Genomic DNA, 19,819 nt, shown 5'->3' with positions numbered 1-19,819 from the left:
GCCGCGCGATGGGTACTACCGACTCCGCCGGAACGGCGGCGGCCGGCAGCGGCTCCGGGACCACCACCGGGAACACGGCTGGGAGCACCGCCGGGCTGCTGCGCCCCTACGCCGGGACGTTCGCCGCCGTGATGGCCCTGCAAGTGACCGGTGCGGTCGCGGGCCTGGCTCCGCTGCTGGCGGTCGCGGAGGTGGGGCGTGCCCTGCTGGCACCCGGGCCGCCCGACGAGGGCCGCGTCTGGCTCGCCGTGGCCATAGGCGCGGCCGGGCTGTTCGTCCGGCTGCTGGCCACGGCCGCCTCCTCGGGCCTGGGGCACCTGCTCGACACCCGCGTCCAGCTGGCGTTCCGGCGCCAGCTGGCCGCGCGGCTGGGGCGGGTCCCGCTGGGCTGGCTCTCCCGCCGCCGCACCGGCGAACTCGCCAAGGTGGTCGGCGACGACGTCAGCGCCGTGCACCCGTTCATCGCCCACAGCCCCGGCGAACTGGCCGCCGCCTTCGCCGTGCCGCTGGTCTCCCTGGTCTACCTGCTGACCGTCGACTGGCGGCTGACGCTGATCACGCTGATCCCGGTCGTGCTCGCGATGGCAATGGTCCCGCTGATGATGACCCCGGCGCGGCAGCGCGAGCAGGAGGAGTTCGACGGCGCCATGGGGGACATCGCCAGCGCCGCCGTCGAGTTCGTGCGGGGCATCGCCGTGGTCAAGGCGTTCGGCGGGGGAGAGCGCGCCTACCGCCGCTTCCGGTCCGCCGCCGACGACTTCGTCACCGTCTTCACCCGCTGGGTGCGCGGCATGGCCCCGATCGCCGCCGCGATGCAGCTGGTGCTGTCGCCGCCGTTCGTGCTGCTGACCGTGCTCACCGGCGGCACCGCGCTGATCACCTCCGGCGGCATGCCCCCCGCCGACCTGCTGCCGTTCCTGCTGCTCGGGCTGGGGCTGACCGCCCCCGTCGCCGCGCTGGGCCACGGCTTCGACGAGGCCCGCGCCGCCTGGCACGCCGCCGGCCGCATCCGCGAGGTGCTCGCCGTGCCGCCGCTGCCCGAGCCCGCGCACCCGCGTGCACCCCAGGGCCACCGGATCGAGCTGCGCGGCGTCCGCTTCGGGTACGAATCCGGGCACGAGGTGCTGCGGGGCATCGACCTGACGCTCGAACCGGGCACGGTCACCGCGCTCGTCGGCCCGTCCGGCAGCGGGAAGTCGACGCTGGTGCGGCTGCTGCCGAGGTTCTTCGACCCCACCGAGGGCTCGGTCACGCTCGGCGGCGTCGACCTGCGCGACCTCAGCAGCCGCGAGCTGTACCGGACGGTCTCCTTCGTCTTCCAGGACGTGCGGCTGCTGCGCGCCTCCGTCGCCGACAACATCGCCCTGGCCGTGCCGGACGCCAGCCGCGAGGAGGTGGTCCGCGCCGCCCAGCGGGCGCAGATCCACGAGCGCATCCTCAGCCTGCCGCGCGGCTACGACACCGTGATCGGCGAGGAGGCCGGGCTGTCGGGCGGCGAGGCGCAGCGGGTGGCGCTGGCGCGCGCCCTGCTCGCGGACACGCCCGTGCTCGTGCTCGACGAGGCGACCGCGTTCGCCGACCCGCCGACCGAACGGGCCGTGCGCCGCGCCCTGACCGAGCTGCCGGGCCGGGAGCGGACGGTCCTGGTGATCGCCCACCGACCGGAGACGGTCGCCGGCGCCGACACCCTCGTGATGCTGGAGCACGGCAGGGTCGCCGAGCGCGGCAGCCCGGACGAGCTGCTGGCCCGCAACGGTACGTTCGCCGCCTTCTGGCGGTCCCACCACCCGGCCGGCGGCGTGGTCAGTACCGCCGCCGCCCCGCAAGGAGACGATCCGCGATGATCCGCCTGCTGCTGCGCGTGCTCGGCCGTGAGCACGCCCGACCGGTCCGCCGCGCCGTGGCCCTGATGACGGCGGCTGCGATCGCCGAGGGCCTGGCCTGCGCGCTGCTGGTTCCCGTGCTGCGGGCGCTGTTCGGCGACGACCCCGGCGACGCCTGGCCCTGGGTGTGGGCGTTCGCCGCCGCCGTCGCGGTGTGCGCGGTGCTGCGCTACGCCAGCGACCTGGCGGGCTTCCGCGTCGGGGGCGCGCTGCTGCGCGGGGTGTACCACCGCCTCGGCGACCACCTGGCACGGCTGCCGATCGGCTGGTACGAGGGCGACCGCGTCGGTGAGGTGTCCGTCCTGGCCAGCCGCGGCGTGCTGGGTGCGATGAGCGTGCTCGCCCACCTGCTGGCGCCGTTCGTCACCGCCTGCGTCACGCCGCTGACGACCGCCGTGGTGATGCTCGCCTTCCAGTGGCAGCTGGGGCTGGCCGCGCTGGCCGCCGCGCCCGTCGTGGCGCTGGTGCACGCGGGCACCGGCCGGGCGATGGCCGCCGCCGACGCGGAGCGCGCCGCGCGCGAACGGGAGGCCAGCGGGCGCGTCATCGAGTACCTCCAGGCCCAGCCGGTGCTGCGGGCCGGGGGCCGGACCACCGAACGCTTCCGGCTGCTGGACGACGCGCTGCGCGGAGTGCAGCGCGCCTCCCGCCGCACGGCACTGTCGGCGCTGCCCGGTGTGCTGGGCCTGACCCTCATCGTGCAGGCAGTGTTCACGGCGCTGCTGGTGCTGGGCGCCTGCCTGGCGCTGGGCGGGCAGGCGGGCGCGGCGGAGACGCTGGCGGTCCTCGTGCTCGCCGCGCGCTGCGCCGACCCGCTGCTGTCGCTGGCCGAGGCCGGCGGCAAGCTGCGCGCCGGGCGCGCCGAGCTGGCCCGGCTCGACGAGGTGCTGCGCACCGAGCCGCTGCCGCGGCCGAGCGAGCCGGCCGAGCCCACGGGGCACGACCTGCGGTGGGATGCGGTCGTCTTCCGGCGCGGAGACCGCACCGTGCTGGACGGCCTGGACCTGTCCGTGCCGCAGGGGCAGCGGCTGGCCGTCGTCGGCCCCTCGGGCGCCGGCAAGAGCACCCTGCTGCATCTGCTGGCGCGGTTCCACGACGTGGACGCGGGCGCGGTGCGCATCGGCGGCGTGGACGTGCGCCAGCTGAGCACCGAGACGCTGATGGCGCGGATCGCCCTGGTCTTCCAGGACGTGTACCTCTTCGACGGCACGATCGAGGAGAACGTGCGGCTGGGCCGGCCCGGCGCCACCCCGGAGGAGGTGCGGGCCGCCGCGGCCGCCGCCCGGCTGGACGAGGTGGTCGAGCGGCTGCCCGGCGGCTGGCAGGCCCGGGTCGGGGAGGGCGGCGCGCGGCTGTCGGGCGGGGAGCGGCAGCGCGTCGCGATCGCGCGGGCGCTGCTGAAGGACGCGCCCATCGTGCTGCTGGACGAGGTGACCTCCGCGCTGGACCCGGTCAGCGAGGCGGCCGTCCACGAGGGCATTGAGCGCCTGATGGCGGGCCGCACGGTGGTGATGGTGGCGCACCGGCCGCGCACCGCCCGCCGCGCCGACCGCGTGGTCTTCCTGGCGGGCGGCCGGATCGCGGAGGACGGCCGGCACGACGAACTGCTGCGCCGCAGCAGCCGTTACGCCGCCTTCTGGGAGTCGTTCGCGGCCCCGGCGGCGGGCGGCTGAGACCGCCGCGGGCGCCGGCCCCGCCGCCCGCGCCGTCGCGGGCGGCGGCCCCGGCGCCGGGTGCCGTGCGGGCTGTGTCCGCGTCAGAACTGCACGTCCGAGCAGGCGTAGAAGGCGTTGCCCGTGTCGGCGATGTCCCACACGGCCAGCACCAGGTGCCGGCCGGACTTGCCCGCGGGCAGCGTGCCGGTGTGCGTCTCGGTCTCACCGGGCTGTGCGCCGTCCATCGACACCGTCAGGAACGGCTCGGGTTCCAGGTCGGCGCGGGTGAGCGGCTGGCTGGGGTCGTAGGAGTCGTTGGTCAGGTAGTACCGGAAGTCGCTGGTGCTGTGCGACGCCGTGAACGTCCAGGTGAACGAGATGCTCTGGCCCGCGCTGACGTCGGTCGCCGGCCAGGCGCCGCCGCGCGGGTCGTCGAGCTGCGAGAACCGGGAGTTTCCGCCCGAGCAGATCGCCCCGTCCGCGGGCCCGGCCGAGGGGAACCCCTTGGGGCCCTCCACGCTCTGCGGCTCCCAGACGATCTCGCCGCAGTCGCTCACCGCGCCCTGCGCGCAGAACGCCTGACGGCTCGTGGGGCTGGTCGTGTATCCGTGCGCCTCGGCGCTGCCGGCCGTGGCGAGGGCCGAGAGCATGGCGAGCCCGGCCCCCGCCGCGGCGGCGGTGATCTTCCTGTGCAAAGTTGCCTCCCGAGAGGTGTGGGGGTGGGGGAGGTGCGGGTGCGGTGGCGGGCGCCGTCACCGCACCGCCTTCTGCTGGGAAACCTGTCCGCGCCCAGGCCGGTGTGAACCGCCCGGTAACCGTGAACTGGTGGACTTTGACGCTCTGTTGAGTCGTCTAGACCATATTCCGCGGTTGGTCTAGTCCAAAGTCTTGACGCGGCGGCCCGGGCCCTTGTTAATGGCCGTTTGACGCAGTCATGTCATCGACGAATGGATGGCTCTCATGACACCCCCACAGCGCACCGGACGGGCCCGCCGGATCGGCGTGCTCGTCGCCGCACTGCTCTCCCTGGGCGCGGCGGCCACCCCGTCCTCGCCGGCCGCGGCGGCTGAGGAACCCGCACCCGCCGCCTCGGCCATGCCGTTCGCCCCCTACTTCTACAACGGCTGGGGCGACCCGCCCGACCCGCTGGCCGTGATGGAGGCCACCGGCGTGCGGCACTTCACCCTCGCCTTCATCCTCTCCAACGGCTACTGCGACCCGCAGTGGGACGGCGCCCGCCCGCTGACCGGCGGCGCCGATGAACAGCTCATCAGCCAGATCCGGGCGGCGGGCGGCGACGTCGTGCCGTCCTTCGGCGGCTGGAGCGGCAACAAGCTGGAGAGCTCCTGCGCCACGGCCGAGGAACTCGCGGCCGCCTACCAGGCGGTCATCGACGCCTACGGCCTGACCGCCATCGACATCGACCTGGAGGCCGAGGCGTACGACGACCCGGCCACGCAGCAGCGGACGGTGGACGCGCTCGCCGCCGTCAAGGCCGCCAACCCCGGCCTGGAGGTGTACGTCACCATCGGTTCCTACCAGTCCGGCCCCGACACCAGCCTGATCGACCGCGCCGCCGCGGCCGGCCTGACCGTGGACGCCTGGACCATCATGCCGTTCAACTTCGGCGGCACCGGCCAGGACATGGGGCAGCTGACCATCACCGCCGCCGAGGGCCTCAACGCCGCCCTGCGCTCCGCCTACGGCTACACCCAGCAGGAGGCGTACCAGGTGATGGGCATCTCCTCCATGAACGGCCTCACCGACGTCGGCGAGACGGTCACCGTCGCCGACTTCGAGACCATCCTCGGCTACGCCCAGCAGAACGGCCTGGCGCGCCTGGCGTTCTGGTCGGTCAACCGCGACCGGAACTGCACCGGCGGCTCCTCGGCCTCCTGCTCCGGCGTCTCGCAGTCCGACTGGGAGTACACCCGGGTCTTCGCCCAGTTCACCGGCTGACCGGGGCCCGCCCGGCGGGCGGCCCGCGGTTTGACAGCCGTCCGCCCGCGCTTGATCCTTACGGTGACTCATCGTGAAGGGACAGTGACATGGCCGGACGCGGCACCGACCGGGACAGCGGCGCCTGCCGCCGCCCGGCGGGCCGCACCGGGCCCGCGGCGCCCTGGCGGCACCGGCCGGCGGGCATACGCCGCGCGCCGCAGCACCCGCGCCCGCGTCACGCGGCGCCGGACGGGGCACCCGCCCCGGTCCGGCGCCGCACAGCGCCGTCCGCGGGGGCAGGCGCGCCCCGCGTTCCCCGTTCCGCCCGCGTCACGGAGACTCCCTCATGCCCGCCGGCACCTCCCCCCAGCAGAAGCTCACCCGCAACCGCTCCCGCCTCGGCCACAAGATCGGCTACGCCCTGCGCCACCCGGGCCGCGTCCCGCCCTACCTGCGGCGCGCCGCCCGCGACGCCTGGCTGCGCTGGCAGCACCGCCAGGACCACGTCGGCTACTACCGGGCCGTCATGGCCTCCGACACCCGCCGCAGCCCCGAGGCCGCCGTCGGCAGCCAGACCCACGACCGCTGGCTGGCGCTGGGCAAGATGCAGTTCGACTACCTCCTGGAGCACGGCCTGCGCCCCAGCCACCGGATGCTCGACATCGGCTGCGGCAACCTGCGCGGCGGCTGGTGGTTCATCGACTACCTCGACGCGGGCAACTACTACGGCATCGACATCTCCCCCGACATCCTGATCGCCGCGAAGAAGACGCTCACCGAGCGCGGGCTCCAGGACAAGCTGCCGCACCTGACCCTCACCGGCGACCTCACCCTGGACTTCCTGCCCGGCGACTACTTCGACGTCGTGCATGCCCACAGCGTCTTCTCGCACTCCCCGCTGCCCGTCATCGAGGAGTGCCTGTCCCACGTGGGACGCGTGCTGACCAAGGACGGCTTCTTCGACTTCACCTTCGACCGCACCGAGGGAGCCGAACACCAGGTGCTGCGCGAGGACTTCTACTACCGCACCGAGACGCTGCTGCGGCTCGCCCGCAAGCACGGCCTGCACGCGCGGTTCATGGACGACTGGGAGAAGCGGCCCCACGGCCAGTCCAAGATCCGCGTCAGCCGTTCCCCGCTCCCGGAGAGCGCCGGGTAGCCGACGGCCGGGACCTGGGGCGGGCACGCAGGTGCGCGCGCTCGCCCTGCCTGCCGAACAGGCTCAGGATCTCGACCGGTTCGCCGTCCGCCGTGCCGAACCAGTGCGGCAGGCGGGTGTCGAACTCGGCGGCCTCCCCGGGCGCCATCACCAGGTCGTGCTCGCCCAGGATCAGCCGCAGCCGCCCGTTGAGGACGTACAGCCACTCATAGCCCTCATGGGTCTGCGGATCCGGCTCCCGCCCCGGGGCAGGCGGGATCACCAGCTTGTACGCCTGGATGCCCCCGGCGCGGCGGGTCAGCGGCAGCATGGTCATCCCGCCGCGGGTCACCGGGCGCAGGTGGACCCGCGGGTCCCCGGTGGGAGGCGCGCCGACCAGCTCGTCCAGCGTGACGCCGTACGCCTTGGCCAGCGGCAGCAGCAGCTCCAGCGTCGGGCGCCGCGAGCCCGACTCCAGCCGCGACAGCGTGCTGACCGAGATGCCGGTCGCCGCCGACAGCTCCGCCAGGGTGCGCTCGCGCTGGCGGCGCAGCGCGCGCAGCCGGGGACCGACCGCGCTGAGCGCCTGATCGAGCTCGTCGTCCATACCTGCCAGCTTGTCATAACAGCAACAGAGATTGCCTTCCCGGCCTGCGAGGGCGCATGGTCGCCGCGGAGGTGGTCAGCGTGCCGGAAGAGCACAGCGGCAGGGAATTCGGCCCGGCGTACTGGGAGGAGCGGTACCGTGCGGCTCCGGCCGGGGCCGGCGCCGAGGCCAGCTTGTACCTGCGGGAGACGGCCGGGGACCTGCCGCCCGGCACGGCGCTGGACGCGGGCTGCGGCGAGGGCGCTGACACGGTGTGGCTCGCCGCGCGCGGCTGGCGGGTGACGGCGGCCGACGTCTCACCCACCGCGCTGGACCGGGCCCGCGGCCGCGCTGCCCGCGTCCTGGGCCCGGAGGCGGCGCGCCGGATCGCGTGGGTCCGCGCCGACCTGACCGACTGGACCCCGCCGGCGGGCGGCTTCGCCCTGGTCACCAGCCACTACGTCCACGCTCCCGGCGGAACGGCGGCCCTGGTCCGCCGCCTCGCCGCCGCCGTGGCCCCCGGCGGCACGCTGCTCGTCGTCGGCCACCACCACACGGAGCCCCACGGCTCGCTGCCGCATGCCCGCGTCACCGCCGCGGACCTCGCGGCCTCTCTCGGCCCGGCCGGCGGCTGGGAGGTGACCACCGGAACCCGCACGCGCACCGTCACCGCCCGCGGCGGCCGGACCATCCTGCGCGACGCGGTCCTGACCGGCCGACGGCGGCTCTGACGGCTCCCGGCGTTCCGCAGGAAGCGGGCCCACCGGGCCCGCGCGGCGACGGCCGCCTCGACGCAGCTGTCGCCCTGGGGGCCGCGGCCCAGCTCCACTACCCGACGGGGTGTGCGGAAAGCGGACGAGCCGGCCGAGCTGTGTCCTGCCCAATCCGGCGTGTGCGCGGAGAGCCTGGACCACGGCGCCGGACGTCCGCAGGCTGCCGGAAGGATCCGGTTCGCGCTCGTCCTCGCCGCACCCCTGGACAGCGGCCCGGTGCTGTGCTGTCCTACCTGTCGCCCGCGATGTACATCGTTGGAAATGGCGTGCCGGGACGCCCGTTCCGCGCCGGCGGCGGGCCCGGCCGGGCGCCCGGCGCCGTGCCAGAACCGGGAGCCGCCGATGCCTCCGCCCCCGTCCCAGGACCCGTCTGTGTCCCCGGCCCCGTCGCGCCGCACCCGCCGCGGCTGCGGCCCGCTGCGGGCGGCCGCCGTCGGTCTCGCCGCGCTGACCGCGCTGTGCGCCACCACGCCGGCCGCCTCAGGCGCGGGCGGCGACCCGGACCCGGCCGGGCCGCGCCTGGTCATCGATGCCGACTTCCCCGACCCCGACGTCCTGGTCGACGGCGGCACCTACTACGCCTACGCCACCAACGTCTCCGGCACCAACGTCCAGCTGGCGCGCGCCACCGCCGTCGGCGGGCCGTGGGAGCGCCTCGGCGACGCCCTGCCGGTGCTGGGGGAGTGGGCCAGGACCGGGCTGACGTGGGCGCCTGACGTCTCCCGGCGCCCGGACGGCACGTACCTGATGTACTACACCGCCCGCGACACCGCCTCCGGCCGGCAGTGCATCGGCACCGCCGTGTCCGGCACCCCCGAGGGGCCGTTCACCCCGGTCGGCGACGGGCCGCTGGTCTGCCCCGCCGAGGAGGGCGGCGCCATCGACGCGGCGACGTTCACCGACACCGACGGTTCGCACTACCTGCTGTACAAGAACGACGGCAACGCCATCGGCGCGGACACCTGGCTGTACGCGCAGCGCGTGACCCCCGACGGCCTGACGCTGCTGGGCGAGCCGGTCCGGCTGCTGAAGCAGGACCGGCCGGAGGAACAGGGCCTCATCGAGGCGCCCACGCTGGTGCACCGCGACGGCAGGTACGTACTGCTGTACTCGGCCGGGTTCTTCGGCGACGGCAGCTACTTCACCGGCTACGCCACCGCCCCGTCGCTGACCGGCCCCTACACCAAGTCCGGTACGCCCCTGCTGACCACCGAGAGCAGCGGCATCACCGGCCCCGGCGGGCAGGACGTCGTCAGCGGCGACGGCGGCGACTGGCTGGTGTTCCACGGCGTCCTCAGCGAGGACCCGCTGGTGCGGGGGATGTACGCCGCGCCGCTCAGCTGGGAGGACGGCGTCCCGTCGGTCGGCTGACGACGGCGGGCGGCGCGCCCGGCGGGTGCGCCCCGGCCCCGCCTACGGGCGGGCCGGGGGCTGCCCGACCAGCTCGGCCAGGACGTCCTCCATGGTGACGAAGCCGACCAGCCGCCCGGCCTCGGTGGTCACGGCCGCCAGGTGCGTGGAGGACGCCCGCATGGCCGTGAGCGCGTCGTCCAGCGGGACCCCCGGGCGGACGCGGACGACCGGGCGCAGCGCCTGCCGGGGGAAGGGCCGGTCCCGGTGCTCGGCGGCCAGGGCGTCCTTGATGTGGAGGAAACCCAGCACCGTGGTGCCGGGGCCGGTGACGGGGAACCGCGAGTAGCCGGTCGCGGCGGCGGTGCGCTCCAGCTGGCGGGGCGTGATCCGGTGGCCGACCGTCACCATGCGGCTGAGCGGCACCGTGATCTCCGCGACGGTCCTGGTGCCCAGGGCCAGGGCGTCGCGCAGCCGCTCGCTCTCGGCGCTCTCCAGCAGGCCGGCGTGCGTGGAGTCCTCGACGATGCGGGCGAGTTCCTCGTCGGTGAAGACCGAGGCCACCTCGTCCCGGGGCTCGACCCGCAGCAGCCGCAGCAGCGCGTTGGCGAAGGCGTTGATGCCGAAGATCACCGGCCGCAGGGCGCGGGTCAGCGCGACGAGCGCCGGGCCGAGCGCCAGCGCCGTGCGCTCGGGGGCAGCGAGCGCGACGTTCTTGGGGACCATCTCGCCGACCAGCATGTGCAGGTAGGTCGCCAGCGTCAGCGCGACGGCGAACGCGATGGGGTGGACCAGCGCCTGCGGCACGTGCGCGGCGTCGAGGGCGGGCTCCAGCAGGTGGGCGATGGCCGGCTCCGCGACGGCGCCGAGCACCAGCGAGGAGACGGTGATGCCCAGCTGGGCCGTGGCCAGCATGGGCGAGAGATGCTCCAGCGCCCACAGCACCGTCCGCGCCCGCCGCTGCCCGGACTCGGCGTGCGGCTCGATCTGGTCGCGGCGCACGGAGATCAGGGCGAACTCGGCGGCGACGAAGAAGGCGTTGGTCACCAGAGTCAGGGCGCCCAGCGCCAGCTGCAGGACGGTCACGGGGCGTCTCCTTCCGGTGCGTCGGGCGGGTGCGGGCACGCGGCGGGCAGGTGAGCAGCCCTGGCCAGCGTCTCATGGGCCCCCGGGAACGGCCGTGCCGGGCGCGGCCGGGTCACCCGTGCGCAGCTGGCGGCCGGCCTGGCAGACCTCGCGGACGCGGCAGGCCGGGGAGTGCGCCCGCCGGCGAGCCGGTCGCGCCGTGCCGCCCGGTGCAGGCAGGGCAGCACGGGACGCGTTCCAGCCGTTTTTCTGCCGGCCGCGGGGCGCGAAGCCGGCCGGGGCGGGCCGCTCGGCCGTCTATGGTTCTGCATGCGTGCAGCGGAACGGCGCAGTCCCCTGCCCGCCGCCCGCCTGGGCACACGCCTTCACCGAGCTGGAGGGCGGCCGGGCCCGCGGCGGGCGCCGTCGGCGGACTGGTCGCTGCCGGGCTGCTCGACGTCGATGACAGGGACGGCGACGAGTCCTGACGGCCTGATGACGGGCCCTCACCAGGCGAGTTCTACGCTGCTGTAGAAGTTCCCCCGATCATCCGGAGCAGTTCATGCCTTTGTGGGACCGCATCAAGGAGTCGGCCGCGTCGATGCAGGCGCAGCTGACCGCCAAGAAGAACGAGCTGACCAGCGGGGCCTTCCGCGATGCCAGCATGGCCATATGCGCGCTCGTCGCCGCCGCCGACGGCTCGGTCGACGCGGCCGAACGGCGGCGCGTGGCCCAGCTCATCGCGACCAACGAGGTGCTGGCCAACTTCCCGCCCGACGACCTTACGCGCCGCTTCGAGGAGCATCTCGCCACGCTGACCGCCGACTTCGAGCTCGGCAAGGTGAGCGTGCTGCAGCAGGTCGCCAAGGCGAAGAAAAAGCCCGCCGAGGCGCGCGCGGTCATCCAGATCGGCATCGTCATCGGCGGCGCCGACGGCCACTTCGACGACACCGAGAAGGCCGTGGTCCGCGAGGCGTGCTTCGCGCTCGGGCTGCCGCCCGCCGAGTTCGACCTCTGAGGGCGGCCGGCCCGGCCGGCGCTCAGGACGCGGCCGCCGTGCGCAGGATGACGGACAGCGCGGCGGCCGCGTTCAGCGACGACAGGGCGGACGCGGCGGCCCCGCCCGCCGCCGCCCAGGCCGCCAGCCCCGCGCGCGTGAGCGCCGGCGGCCACCGGCGTGACGGCGGCGGCGGTCCCAGCAGCGCGGCCACGCGGCGCGGCACCGGACCCGGGCCGGCCAGCGCCAGCAGCGGTGCTCCCGGCCCGCCGCGGGCGACCAGCGCGGCCTTGCCCACCGCCCGGGCCACCACCCGCCGGCTCCCGACGACGCGCGCCGCGTGCTCGTCCGCCCACCTCTCGGCGCTGTACGCCACGGCGGTGCGCAGCGGGCGCAGCAGCGGATGGGCCCGCGCCGCCAGTTCCACGACGAGCAGGCAGCGGTGGTGACGGCCCGTCAGGTGTGCCCGCTCGTGCGCGAACAGCGCCCGCCGCTCCCCGCTCGTCAGGCGGCGCAGCAGCGCCGTCGACACCACGATGCGGTCCCGGCCGCCGCCCCGCCTCCGGCCGCGGGCGTGCCCCGCGGCGGCGGGCAGCGCGTAGGCGTACGCCTCGTCGTCGGGCAGCACCGCCACCGGCGAGGGCCCCAGCCCCGCCAGCGCCCGGCGCGCCGCCCGGCCCACCCGCCAGTGCCGCCACAGCGCCTGCCCGCAGGCCGCGGCCGCGGCCAGCAGCGCCGGGATGGCCAGCCACCCGGCCACGCCGTCGAAGGGCACGGCCGCGCGCACCTGTGGGTCGGACCAGCCGTCGGGCAGCGGGTTCCCGGGCACCTGGGCCGTGCCCACGATCACCAGCAGCGCCACGCACAGCGTGGCGCACAGCGCCAGCACGGCCGCCACCGCCGTCAGCAGCCGCGTCGCCGCCCGGGGATGCAGGTGCTGCCCGGCCAGCCGCGCGATCGGCCAGGCCGTCAGCGGCAGCACCAAAGGCAGGAAGACGAAAACGCCCACCGCGTCACTCCTCGCGGTCCTCCGCCGGGCCCTGTGCCGGGTCCTCGGCGCCCAGCAGATCCCGCAGCAGGCGCTCGTCGCCCGGCGAGAGCGCGGAGACGAAGCTGGTGAGCACCGCCTCCCGGTCGGCCTGCCCGTCCAGCACCCGCCGCATCCGCAGCGCGGCCAGCCCTGCCACGTCCACCGTGGGCCGCCACAGGTAGGCGCGGCCTTCGCGCTGCCGGGCGACGGCGCCCTTGGCCAGCAGCCGGGACAGTATGGTCAGCACGGTCGTGTAGGCCAGGTCGCCGCCGCACGCGCGCTGCACCCACTGCGCGCTCACCGGGCCCGGCGCGGTGCGCAGCGCCGACAGCACCAGCGCCTCCAGCTCGCCCTGTCCCCGCCGCCGCGGCGTCGCGTCCCGGTCCGGCACATCCGCTCCCTTCCCCGCCCGGCGACCGCCCATGGTACGTACGGCCCGGCGCCCGGGCGGTCACCCCCGGTCGGAGGACGGCCATACGTACGGCAGGTCGTCCGGCACGCCGGGGAAGAACCGCCCGTAGTGCGCCGGGTCCTTGCGCAGCAGCGCCGACTGGTGGGAGCGGTGGAAGTCAGGGTCGCCCAGCCACGGCGGCAGCTCGCCCGCGCGTGCCAGCGCCTGCTGGCCGCGCGGCTCGCGCGTGCCCGTGGCCTGGCACAGGCCGGACTTGAGCGACTCCTCGCAGGTGTCGCGGAACCCGGCGCGGACCCACTGGCGGCAGACCGCCACCCCGTAGCAGACCAGGGCCTCCTCGTAGCCCCGCCACATCCGCACCGCCGGGTGGTGGCGCCAGCCGTAGCCGGGGACGGTCAGGCCGCGCAGCACCTGGAGGGCCTCCACCCGCTGCTTGCCCAGGCGCCGCTGGTCCAGCAGCCGGGCGCTGCGGTCGAAGGCGGGACAGGGCAGGAACGTCTGCACGCCCGCAGTGTCGCAGCCGCCGCCCGCCCGGCGCCGGATCTGACACACGGCCGCCGGGCACCCGCCCCGGTCGGGCGCACGGCGGCCGTGTGCGGACGCGCGGCCGGGGGAGCGGCCGCGCGCGGCGCGGGGCTATCCGACGTGGAGCAGCAGGTTGGGGGAGCCGGTGGGCGAGCTGACGGCGCCGGGCACGGCGGCGCTGGTCAGCGCCTCCTCGACGTCGGCGGGCGTGGCGGACGGGTGGTCCGCCAGGTACAGCGCGGCGGCGCCGGCGACGTGCGGGGTGGCCATCGAGGTGCCGGAGAGGGTGTTCGTCGCGGTGTCGCTGGTGTTCCACGCCGAGGTGATCTCCGAGCCCGGCGCGAACAGGTCGAGGACGCTGCCGTAGTTGGAGAATATGGACCGCGCGTCCGCGCTGTTGGTCGCGCCGACCGTGATGGCCTCGGGCACGCGCGCCGGCGAGTAGGCCGAGGCGTCCCGGTTGTCGTTGCCCGCCGCGACGGCGTAGGTGACGCCCGCGGCGATGGAGTTGGACACCGCCTCGTCCAGCACGGTGTCGAGGCCGCCGCCCAGGCTCATGTTGGCGACGGCGGGCAGCTGGGCGTTCCGCGTCACCCAGTCGATGCCCGCGACGACCTCGGCGGTGGTGCCGTACCCGGTGTCGTCGAGCACGCGCACGCCGACGATCTCCGCGTTCTTGGCCACGCCGTGGGAGGCGCCCGCGACTGTGGCGGCGACGTGGGTGCCGTGGCCGTGGCCGTCCTGGGCGACGTCGTCGTCCTCGATGGCGTCGTAGCCGTCGCTCGCCCGGCCGCCGAAGTCCTCGTGCGTCACCCGGACGCCGGTGTCCAGGACGTAGACGGTGACGCCCTCCCCGGCGGAGTCCGGGTAGGTGTAGCTGTCGTCCAGCGGCAGCGTGGTCTGGTCGAGCCGGTCGAGCCCCCACGAGGGCGGCTCGGACTGGGTCTCCGCGAGGGAGAGCGTGCGGTTCTGGGAGACGGAGCGGACCGCCGGGTCGGCGGCGAGGCGGGCGGCGTCCGCCTCGGACGCCTCGATGGCGTAGCCGTTGAGCGCCGCCGTGTAGGTGTGGGTGATCTCCGCGTCGTACTCGGCGGCGAGCGTGTCGGCGGCGTCGGACCCGGCCCGCAGCAGGCTGGGGTGGAGGGTCACGAGGTAGCTGCCGGGCACGGCGTCGGGGGAGTCCGCGTACTGGATCGTGCCGGCCGGCTGGTCCGCCGCGGCGGCGGGCAGTGCCGGGAACATGCCCAGGACCAGCGCCGCGGCGGCGGCGCCGAGCGTGGCGCGCCGTCCGCGGGCGCGTCGGTTGACTGCCATCTGAGGGGCCTCCTCATCGATGGGGTGGGGGGACTGGCGCGGCACGGAGCCCGCTCCCCGCTGGCGTGCCAGCGCGCCGCGTCCTTCCACGCTGGCCCCGCCGGGGCGGCGGCACAAGGCCACCTGAGCCGCGTTGCCGGAGATGTGACGAGGGTTCACGGCCCCGTTACCCCGGGTGCCGCCCGGCGGTGCTCCCCGGCCCACCCCTCCTTCGGGCCGGGGAGCGGGGGTCAGGCGCCGGCCAGCGGGACGGCGGGGCGCAGCGTGCTGACGTGGATCAGCAGGTCGTGCCCGGCCGCCAGGGAGTAGGGGTAGTAGGCGCCGCCGGGCGGGCCGACGTCGCGGGTGGGGCGGGTGCGGTGCAGCCACCGCCGGGCGGGCGGCTCGGTCTCGCGCGGGTCGAGCAGGTACAGGTGGTGGGGGACCTGGTCCAGGGTGTGCTCGCTGCTGCCCTCGCGGGGCGGGCCGAAGCGGTGGGTGACCCACTCGCCGGTGCTGTCGTCCGGCTCGGTGGTGGCGCCCTGCCCGAAGGTGGTGCCGAGGGACAGGTAGTCCGGGCCCAGCAGCTGCCGCAGGAAGGCGCCCTGGGTGACGGGGTACAGGTCCGGGACGTAGGTCTCGTACCCGGTGTGGCCGGCGTGCGCGGACAGCAGCACCTTCTGGCCGGTGTGGCGGTGCCACCAGGCGGTGTTCTCGGCCATCAGCTCGTCGCGGTAGCGCATCGACTCCGGGATCTCCGCGGGGTCGGTGAGGTCGTAGGCCAGCAGCGTGGCGGTCTGGGCGAGGACGCGGGCGTGCTGCACCGCCCACGCGAACGCCTCCGGCTCGCGGCGGTCCGGCCCCGCTTCCGCCAGCAGCTGGTGCGCGCGGCGGGCGTCCGCCGCGAGGCGGCGGCGCTCCGGCTGCGGCAGGGCGAGGAGCTCCTCGGTCGCCGGGTGGGCGCGCAGCCCGCCGTAGCGGCCGGCGAGTTCCCGGGCCAGCCCGGGGCGGCGGCGCTCGGCGTAGCCGGTGACGCGGTCGAACAGCCAGCCGGGGAGGCGCGGGTGTGCGGTGTCGTTGCCGGCGAAGGTGACGGGGTCACCGGGGTGGCGCACGTTGTAGGCGCGCATCCACCGCAGCAGGTCCAGGTACTCGTGCACGCCCCACGGCCAGGCGCCGCCGCCGAACTCCGCGGCCATGATGGCGCGCGGGTCGCCCCTGCCGTCGCGCACGTAGGCGTTGAGCAGCAGCCCGGACGTCCAGCTGGTCTCCAGCACGAACACGCGGAAGCCCAGCTCCTCCACGAGGTACCGGAAGACGCGGTGCTTGAGCGCGTACAGCTCGTGCGCGCCGTGCGCCACCTCGCCGAGCCCGACGACCGGGGTGCGGCCGATCGCGGCGCCGAGCGGCCGCAGGTCGGCCAGGTCGCCGTCCGGCCGCGTCGTGCGCAGCGGGCGGGCGGCACGGGTGAGCGCGGGCAGCACGGCGCCGGCGGAGGCCGCTGCCGGGGGCGCGCCGGCCAGGGCGGCGAGGCCCACAGCGGGCAGAGCGGCGAGCAGCGAGCGGCGTGACGGTGAGGGCATCGGGTGCGGTTCCTTACGGTCCTGGGCCTCGGTGGCCTCGTTCGTGACGTGCTGTCAGGTTCCGCGGGCAGGGCTTCTTGCGCCATCCGGGCGGCCCCCGGCACGGGGGTGGGGACAGCCCCACCGGGACGCCGCCGCGCACCGCTTCCCTACTTTTCCCATCGAATTTGTAGGAAAGTATTGACGCAGGCCAGAGGGGTCACGAGGATGAGACGCATGTTCGGGAAGCAGAGGAACCCCGGCTGCTGCCGCGGAGTCAGCGGCGGCTGCCGCCGCATCTGAGATGCGATAAGCCGGCCGTCATCCGCCACGGGCGGGCGGCCCGTGTGTGCCGGAACGGACGGCGGCGGGCCCGCCCTTCTGGCCCGTTCTCTGACGCCACCACCGTCCGCGCAGCCCTCACCGTTCCACCGTTTCCGCGTTCCACCGGTTCGCCGTTCCACCCGCTCGCAGTTCCACCGTTCCACCTCACTGAGGAGACGCATGTCTTCGCTGCCCTCCCGCCGTGCCTTCGGCGGGCTCCTCGGCGCCACGGCCGCGGCCTCGGCCCTGGGCCACACCAGCGCCGCCGCCGCGCCCGCCGAGCGGCCGTTCCGGGCCGCCACCGACCGTGAGTCCGCCCGGCCCAACATCCTCGTCATCCTCGGCGACGACCTCGGCTGGGCCGATCTGTCGTGCTACGGCTCTCCCGACATCCACACCCCGCACCTGGACCGGCTGGCCCGCCAGGGCGTGCGCTTCACCCAGGCGTACTCGGGCTCGGCGACCTGCTCGCCCACCCGCTTCGCCCTCTACACCGGGCGGTACCCCGGGCGTACCGAGGGCGGCCTCGCCGAGCCGATCGCCGACCGGTCGGTGGGCCTGGAGCCCGGCCACCCCACGCTCGCCTCGCTGCTGCGGGACGCCGGCTACGACACCGCGCTCATCGGCAAGTGGCACTGCGGCTACCTGCCTGACTACAGCCCCACCAAGTCCGGCTGGAACACCTTCTTCGGCAACTTCGGCGGCGCCCTGGAGTACTACTCCAAGCTCGGGCTCGCCGGCGAGTACGACCTGTACGAGGGCGACGCCACCTACCAGGACCTGCGCTACTACACCCGCGTGCTCACCGAGCGCGCCGTCGAGCACATCCGCTCGCGCCGCCGCGGCACACCCTGGCTGCTGAACCTCAACTACACGACGCCGCACTGGCCGTGGATAGCCGAAGGCGACGAGGAGGAGGCCGCCGAGATCGCCCGCCGGATACGCGCTGGCGACCAGGGGGCGCTGCGGCACCGGGACGGCGGCTCCCTGGAGAAGTATGCGCAGATGGTCCGTGACCTGGACCGCTCCGTCGGCCAGGTCATCGACGCCCTGGACCACAGCGGCCAGGGCCGGGACACCCTGGTGATCTTCGCCAGCGACAACGGCGGCGAGCGCTGGTCGTACCAGTGGCCGCTGTCGGGCCAGAAGGCCAGCCTGCTCGAGGGCGGCATCCGCGTCCCGCAGATCGTGCGGTGGCCCGCCCGCCTCGACGGCGGCCAGGTCAGCCACGTCCCGATGTACTCGCCGGACTGGACGGCCACGCTGCTGGAGGTGGGCGGCGCCCGCCCCGCCCCCTCCCACCCGCTGGACGGCGCGAGCTTCGCGGGCTACCTGCTGCGCGGCGAGGAGCCGCCGGAGCGCGACCTGTTCTGGCGTGTGCGCGGCGAACGGGCCCTGCGCCGCGGCGACTGGAAGTACTACCAGGACCAGGACGGCACCGACCACCTGTACCAGCTGGAGAACGACCCGCGTGAGCAGGCCGACCAGGCCACCGTGCGCCCCGGCCTGCTGGCGGAGCTGCGCGCCGCCTGGGAGGAGGTCGACGCCACCCTGCTGCCCTACCCCGCCTGACGCGGTGCCAGCCGCGGGCCCGCGGCCGGCGGCCCGGGGGAGGGCCGCGGCGCGGGCCCGGCGGGGCGGAAGGGCTACCGGCCTCCGCCCCGCAGCCCCGCCAGGAAGCGCCACAGGCGCGAGCGCGGCGGCCGCGCTGCCCGGGGCGGCGCCCCGCCCGCCGCGCCCGGCGCCTCCCCGGCGGCCGGGGGCGGGTACGCTGGCGCCGCCGCGGCGGCGGCCGGGCGCTCCGGCTGCCGGATACGGAACCGCACCGGCAGCGCCTTGACGCCCTTGACGTAGTACGGCGACCGCCACGGGATCTGGTCGGGCGGCAGCCCCAGTTCGAGGTCGCACCGGTCGAACAGGCGGCTGATGGCCGTCACCGTCACCATCTCCGCCAGCTCCTGGGCCGGGCAGCGGTGCGCGCCCGCCCCCCACGCCAGGTGACCGCGCGAGCTGGCGACCGCGTCGTCGCCCAGCCCTTTGCGGAACTCCGGGTCGGCGTGCGCGGCGGCGATCGACGGCAGGACGGCGTCGCCCGCCGCGATCCGGTAGCCGCCGAGCACGGTGTCGGTGACCGGGTACCGGTGGGTGCCGTTGGTCCAGGTCGGAGACGCGATGAGCACCCGGTTGACCAGCTCGTGGTACGTGCCGACCGACAGGCTGGCCCGCGCCTGCGGATTGGCCGTCAGCACCTCCAGCACGCTGTTCGCGATGGCGTGGTTGATCTGGTCGGATATGACGAGCACCGAGTACAGCTCCAGGCCGATCTGCTCGGGCGGCAGCGACGGCGCCGCCTCGATCAGCCGCGTCGTCAGGTCGTCGCCCGGGTGCTCCTTCTTGTGCCGCGCCAGCTGCGTCGTCGCGGCCAGCAGCCGCTCGATCGCCGCGGCCGCGTCCGGCCCGGAGTCGACCATCCGCCAGGCGTCCATGAACACGTCGTCGCCCTGCTCGACCGGGAAGCCGAACATCTGGTTGATCACCAGCAGCGGCAGCGGGCGGGAGAACTGGGCGCACAGGTCCACCCAGCCGCTGCCCGAGCCGTCGGCGAAGACCGTGATGAGCTCGTCCACGTGCCGCGCCACCGCCGTCTCGAGCTCGGCGGCCTGCGGCTGGCCCGGGTCCTGGTAGGGGCGCAGCGCCGCGTCCAGGGCCGCCCGGACGGCCGCGCGGTCCTCCCCGTCCTTCAGCAGCAGGTGGCTGACCTGGTACCCCGGCAGCATCGGCCAGTCCGGGGGCACCCGGCCCTCCCGCAGCGCACGCCAGTTGGCCGGGTCCTTCCGCCACAGCTGGTCGTCCCGCAACACGCTGAAGACTTCCTGGTAACCCAGCACGAGCCACATCGGCACGCCGTGCACGGTTACCGGTGCCACGGGCCCGTACCGGTTGCGCAGCCGCTCGTAGACGACGGCAGGCCGCTGGTCGAATTCCCTGGTCATCAGCGGCTCGGTGGCGAGCGCCTCCAGCCGCGGCGCGGCGGAGTCCTGGGCGTGGGGGTCGGGGCGTTCCATTGACTCGTCCTTGTCTGTCCTCGTCCATGCTGCCGAGGCAGCGCAGCCTACTCGCGGTGATCGTTTGGCAACACCCGTCGCGGAAAGGGTAGTTGGGATGGAACTGTCAAGGCGGGTTCCGGCCACGACGGAACGCGCGCGGTTCTTCGCGGTCTCTTCGCGGTCTCCGCGCGGTCTCCGTGAGGTGTCCCGCTTCTTTGCACGCCGCCAGTGCCCGGGA

16 protein-coding genes and 1 pseudogene are annotated in these 19,819 nt (G+C 75.3%); 8 read left to right on the top strand and 9 right to left on the bottom strand.

All coding sequences use genetic code 11. From position 1 onward, the window contains the following. Positions 1–8: 8 nt before the first annotated feature. Together JK356_RS09485 and JK356_RS09480 are read left to right on the top strand one after the other, a co-directional pair. The gene (locus JK356_RS09485; RefSeq protein WP_201867175.1) at positions 9–1,844 is read left to right on the top strand and encodes an ABC transporter ATP-binding protein; all 1,836 of its coding nucleotides are present in this window, start codon (positions 9–11) and stop codon (positions 1,842–1,844) included. Then, on the top strand, positions 1,841–3,556 hold the full coding sequence (locus JK356_RS09480; protein WP_201867174.1) for an ABC transporter ATP-binding protein: 1,716 nt from the start codon (positions 1,841–1,843) through the stop codon (positions 3,554–3,556). The genes JK356_RS09485 and JK356_RS09480 overlap by 4 nt, the downstream gene beginning before the upstream one ends. Positions 3,557–3,639: 83 nt before the next feature. Here the strand turns inward: JK356_RS09480 and JK356_RS09475 are convergent, their stop codons facing one another. After that, positions 3,640–4,233 (bottom strand): lytic polysaccharide monooxygenase, encoded by a 594-nt coding sequence (locus JK356_RS09475; RefSeq protein WP_201867173.1) that lies wholly within the window; start codon positions 4,231–4,233, stop codon positions 3,640–3,642. Positions 4,234–4,630: 397 nt separating this feature from the next. On the opposite strand from JK356_RS09475, the pseudogene JK356_RS09470 reads away from it, so the two are divergent. Beyond that, positions 4,631–5,497: pseudogene (locus tag JK356_RS09470) on the top strand (chitinase); the annotation flags it as partial. Positions 5,498–5,825: 328 nt separating this feature from the next. Further along, a complete protein-coding gene (locus tag JK356_RS09465) occupies positions 5,826–6,638 on the top strand; it encodes a class I SAM-dependent methyltransferase (protein WP_201867171.1) in 813 nt (270 codons plus the stop codon). On the opposite strand, the gene JK356_RS09460 is transcribed toward JK356_RS09465, so the two are convergent. Further along, positions 6,604–7,224, bottom strand: coding sequence for a helix-turn-helix domain-containing protein (locus JK356_RS09460; protein WP_201867170.1), 621 nt, complete (start codon positions 7,222–7,224; stop codon positions 6,604–6,606). The genes JK356_RS09465 and JK356_RS09460 overlap by 35 nt on opposite strands. 80 nt (positions 7,225–7,304) lie before the next feature. On the opposite strand from JK356_RS09460, the gene JK356_RS09455 reads away from it, so the two are divergent. Continuing rightward, positions 7,305–7,934, top strand: a complete 630-nt coding sequence (locus JK356_RS09455; RefSeq protein WP_307815500.1) for a class I SAM-dependent methyltransferase — start codon at positions 7,305–7,307, stop codon at positions 7,932–7,934. A 414-nt stretch (positions 7,935–8,348) separates the two neighbouring features. Next, positions 8,349–9,347, top strand: coding sequence for a glycoside hydrolase family 43 protein (locus tag JK356_RS09450; RefSeq protein WP_201867168.1), 999 nt, complete (start codon positions 8,349–8,351; stop codon positions 9,345–9,347). 42 nt (positions 9,348–9,389) lie between these two features. Here the strand turns inward: JK356_RS09450 and JK356_RS09445 are convergent, their stop codons facing one another. Next, entirely contained in the window at positions 9,390–10,412 is a 1,023-nt protein-coding gene (locus JK356_RS09445; RefSeq protein ID WP_201867167.1) for a hemolysin family protein, read from the bottom strand. 541 nt (positions 10,413–10,953) lie between these two features. Here JK356_RS09445 and JK356_RS09440 point away from each other — a divergent pair. After that, the gene (locus JK356_RS09440) at positions 10,954–11,409 is read left to right on the top strand and encodes a tellurite resistance TerB family protein (protein WP_201867166.1); all 456 of its coding nucleotides are present in this window, start codon (positions 10,954–10,956) and stop codon (positions 11,407–11,409) included. Positions 11,410–11,431: 22 nt separating this feature from the next. Here the strand turns inward: JK356_RS09440 and JK356_RS09435 are convergent, their stop codons facing one another. The 5 genes from JK356_RS09435 to JK356_RS09415 form a co-directional block, all read right to left on the bottom strand. Next, entirely contained in the window at positions 11,432–12,397 is a 966-nt protein-coding gene (locus tag JK356_RS09435; RefSeq protein WP_201867165.1) for a M56 family metallopeptidase, read from the bottom strand. A 4-nt stretch (positions 12,398–12,401) separates the two neighbouring features. Further along, positions 12,402–12,842: a BlaI/MecI/CopY family transcriptional regulator gene (locus JK356_RS09430; protein ID WP_201867164.1), complete on the bottom strand. Its 441-nt coding sequence runs from the start codon at positions 12,840–12,842 to the stop codon at positions 12,402–12,404. Between the two features lie 27 nt (positions 12,843–12,869). Further along, positions 12,870–13,334 (bottom strand): MSMEG_6728 family protein, encoded by a 465-nt coding sequence (locus tag JK356_RS09425; protein ID WP_201867163.1) that lies wholly within the window; start codon positions 13,332–13,334, stop codon positions 12,870–12,872. 132 nt (positions 13,335–13,466) lie between these two features. Further along, on the bottom strand, positions 13,467–14,669 hold the full coding sequence (locus JK356_RS09420) for a S8 family peptidase (RefSeq protein ID WP_201867162.1): 1,203 nt from the start codon (positions 14,667–14,669) through the stop codon (positions 13,467–13,469). Positions 14,670–14,899: 230 nt separating this feature from the next. Next, positions 14,900–16,231, bottom strand: a complete 1,332-nt coding sequence (locus JK356_RS09415) for an erythromycin esterase family protein (protein WP_201867161.1) — start codon at positions 16,229–16,231, stop codon at positions 14,900–14,902. Between the two features lie 483 nt (positions 16,232–16,714). Between JK356_RS09415 and JK356_RS09410 the strand changes: the two genes are divergently transcribed. Beyond that, the gene (locus JK356_RS09410) at positions 16,715–18,106 is read left to right on the top strand and encodes a sulfatase (RefSeq protein ID WP_201867160.1); all 1,392 of its coding nucleotides are present in this window, start codon (positions 16,715–16,717) and stop codon (positions 18,104–18,106) included. 74 nt (positions 18,107–18,180) lie between these two features. Here the strand turns inward: JK356_RS09410 and JK356_RS09405 are convergent, their stop codons facing one another. Beyond that, a complete protein-coding gene (locus tag JK356_RS09405) occupies positions 18,181–19,599 on the bottom strand; it encodes a cytochrome P450 (protein ID WP_201867159.1) in 1,419 nt (472 codons plus the stop codon). Between the last annotated feature and the right edge of the window lie 220 nt (positions 19,600–19,819).

Origin of the sequence: Streptomyces sp. 7-21, from assembly GCF_016741785.1 — a bacterium.
In the GTDB taxonomy this organism is placed as follows: Bacteria; Actinomycetota; Actinomycetes; order Streptomycetales; family Streptomycetaceae; genus Streptomyces.
Note: the sequence above shows the minus strand (reverse complement) of the source record. Positions and strands in the feature narration are given on the sequence as shown.

What these genes read in the sequence shown, in the direction of transcription:
- JK356_RS09485 (WP_201867175.1), top strand. Translation starts at nt 9, where the DNA reads ATGGGTACTACCGACTCCGCCGGAACGGCGGCGGCCGGCAGCGGCTCC.
- JK356_RS09480 (WP_201867174.1), top strand. Translation starts at nt 1,841, where the DNA reads ATGATCCGCCTGCTGCTGCGCGTGCTCGGCCGTGAGCACGCCCGACCG.
- JK356_RS09465 (WP_201867171.1), top strand. Translation starts at nt 5,826, where the DNA reads ATGCCCGCCGGCACCTCCCCCCAGCAGAAGCTCACCCGCAACCGCTCC.
- JK356_RS09460 (WP_201867170.1), bottom strand. Translation starts at nt 7,224, where the DNA reads ATGGACGACGAGCTCGATCAGGCGCTCAGCGCGGTCGGTCCCCGGCTG.
- JK356_RS09440 (WP_201867166.1), top strand. Translation starts at nt 10,954, where the DNA reads ATGCCTTTGTGGGACCGCATCAAGGAGTCGGCCGCGTCGATGCAGGCG.
- JK356_RS09430 (WP_201867164.1), bottom strand. Translation starts at nt 12,842, where the DNA reads ATGGGCGGTCGCCGGGCGGGGAAGGGAGCGGATGTGCCGGACCGGGAC.
- JK356_RS09420 (WP_201867162.1), bottom strand. Translation starts at nt 14,669, where the DNA reads ATGGCAGTCAACCGACGCGCCCGCGGACGGCGCGCCACGCTCGGCGCC.
- JK356_RS09415 (WP_201867161.1), bottom strand. Translation starts at nt 16,231, where the DNA reads ATGCCCTCACCGTCACGCCGCTCGCTGCTCGCCGCTCTGCCCGCTGTG.
- JK356_RS09410 (WP_201867160.1), top strand. Translation starts at nt 16,715, where the DNA reads ATGTCTTCGCTGCCCTCCCGCCGTGCCTTCGGCGGGCTCCTCGGCGCC.
- JK356_RS09405 (WP_201867159.1), bottom strand. Translation starts at nt 19,599, where the DNA reads ATGGAACGCCCCGACCCCCACGCCCAGGACTCCGCCGCGCCGCGGCTG.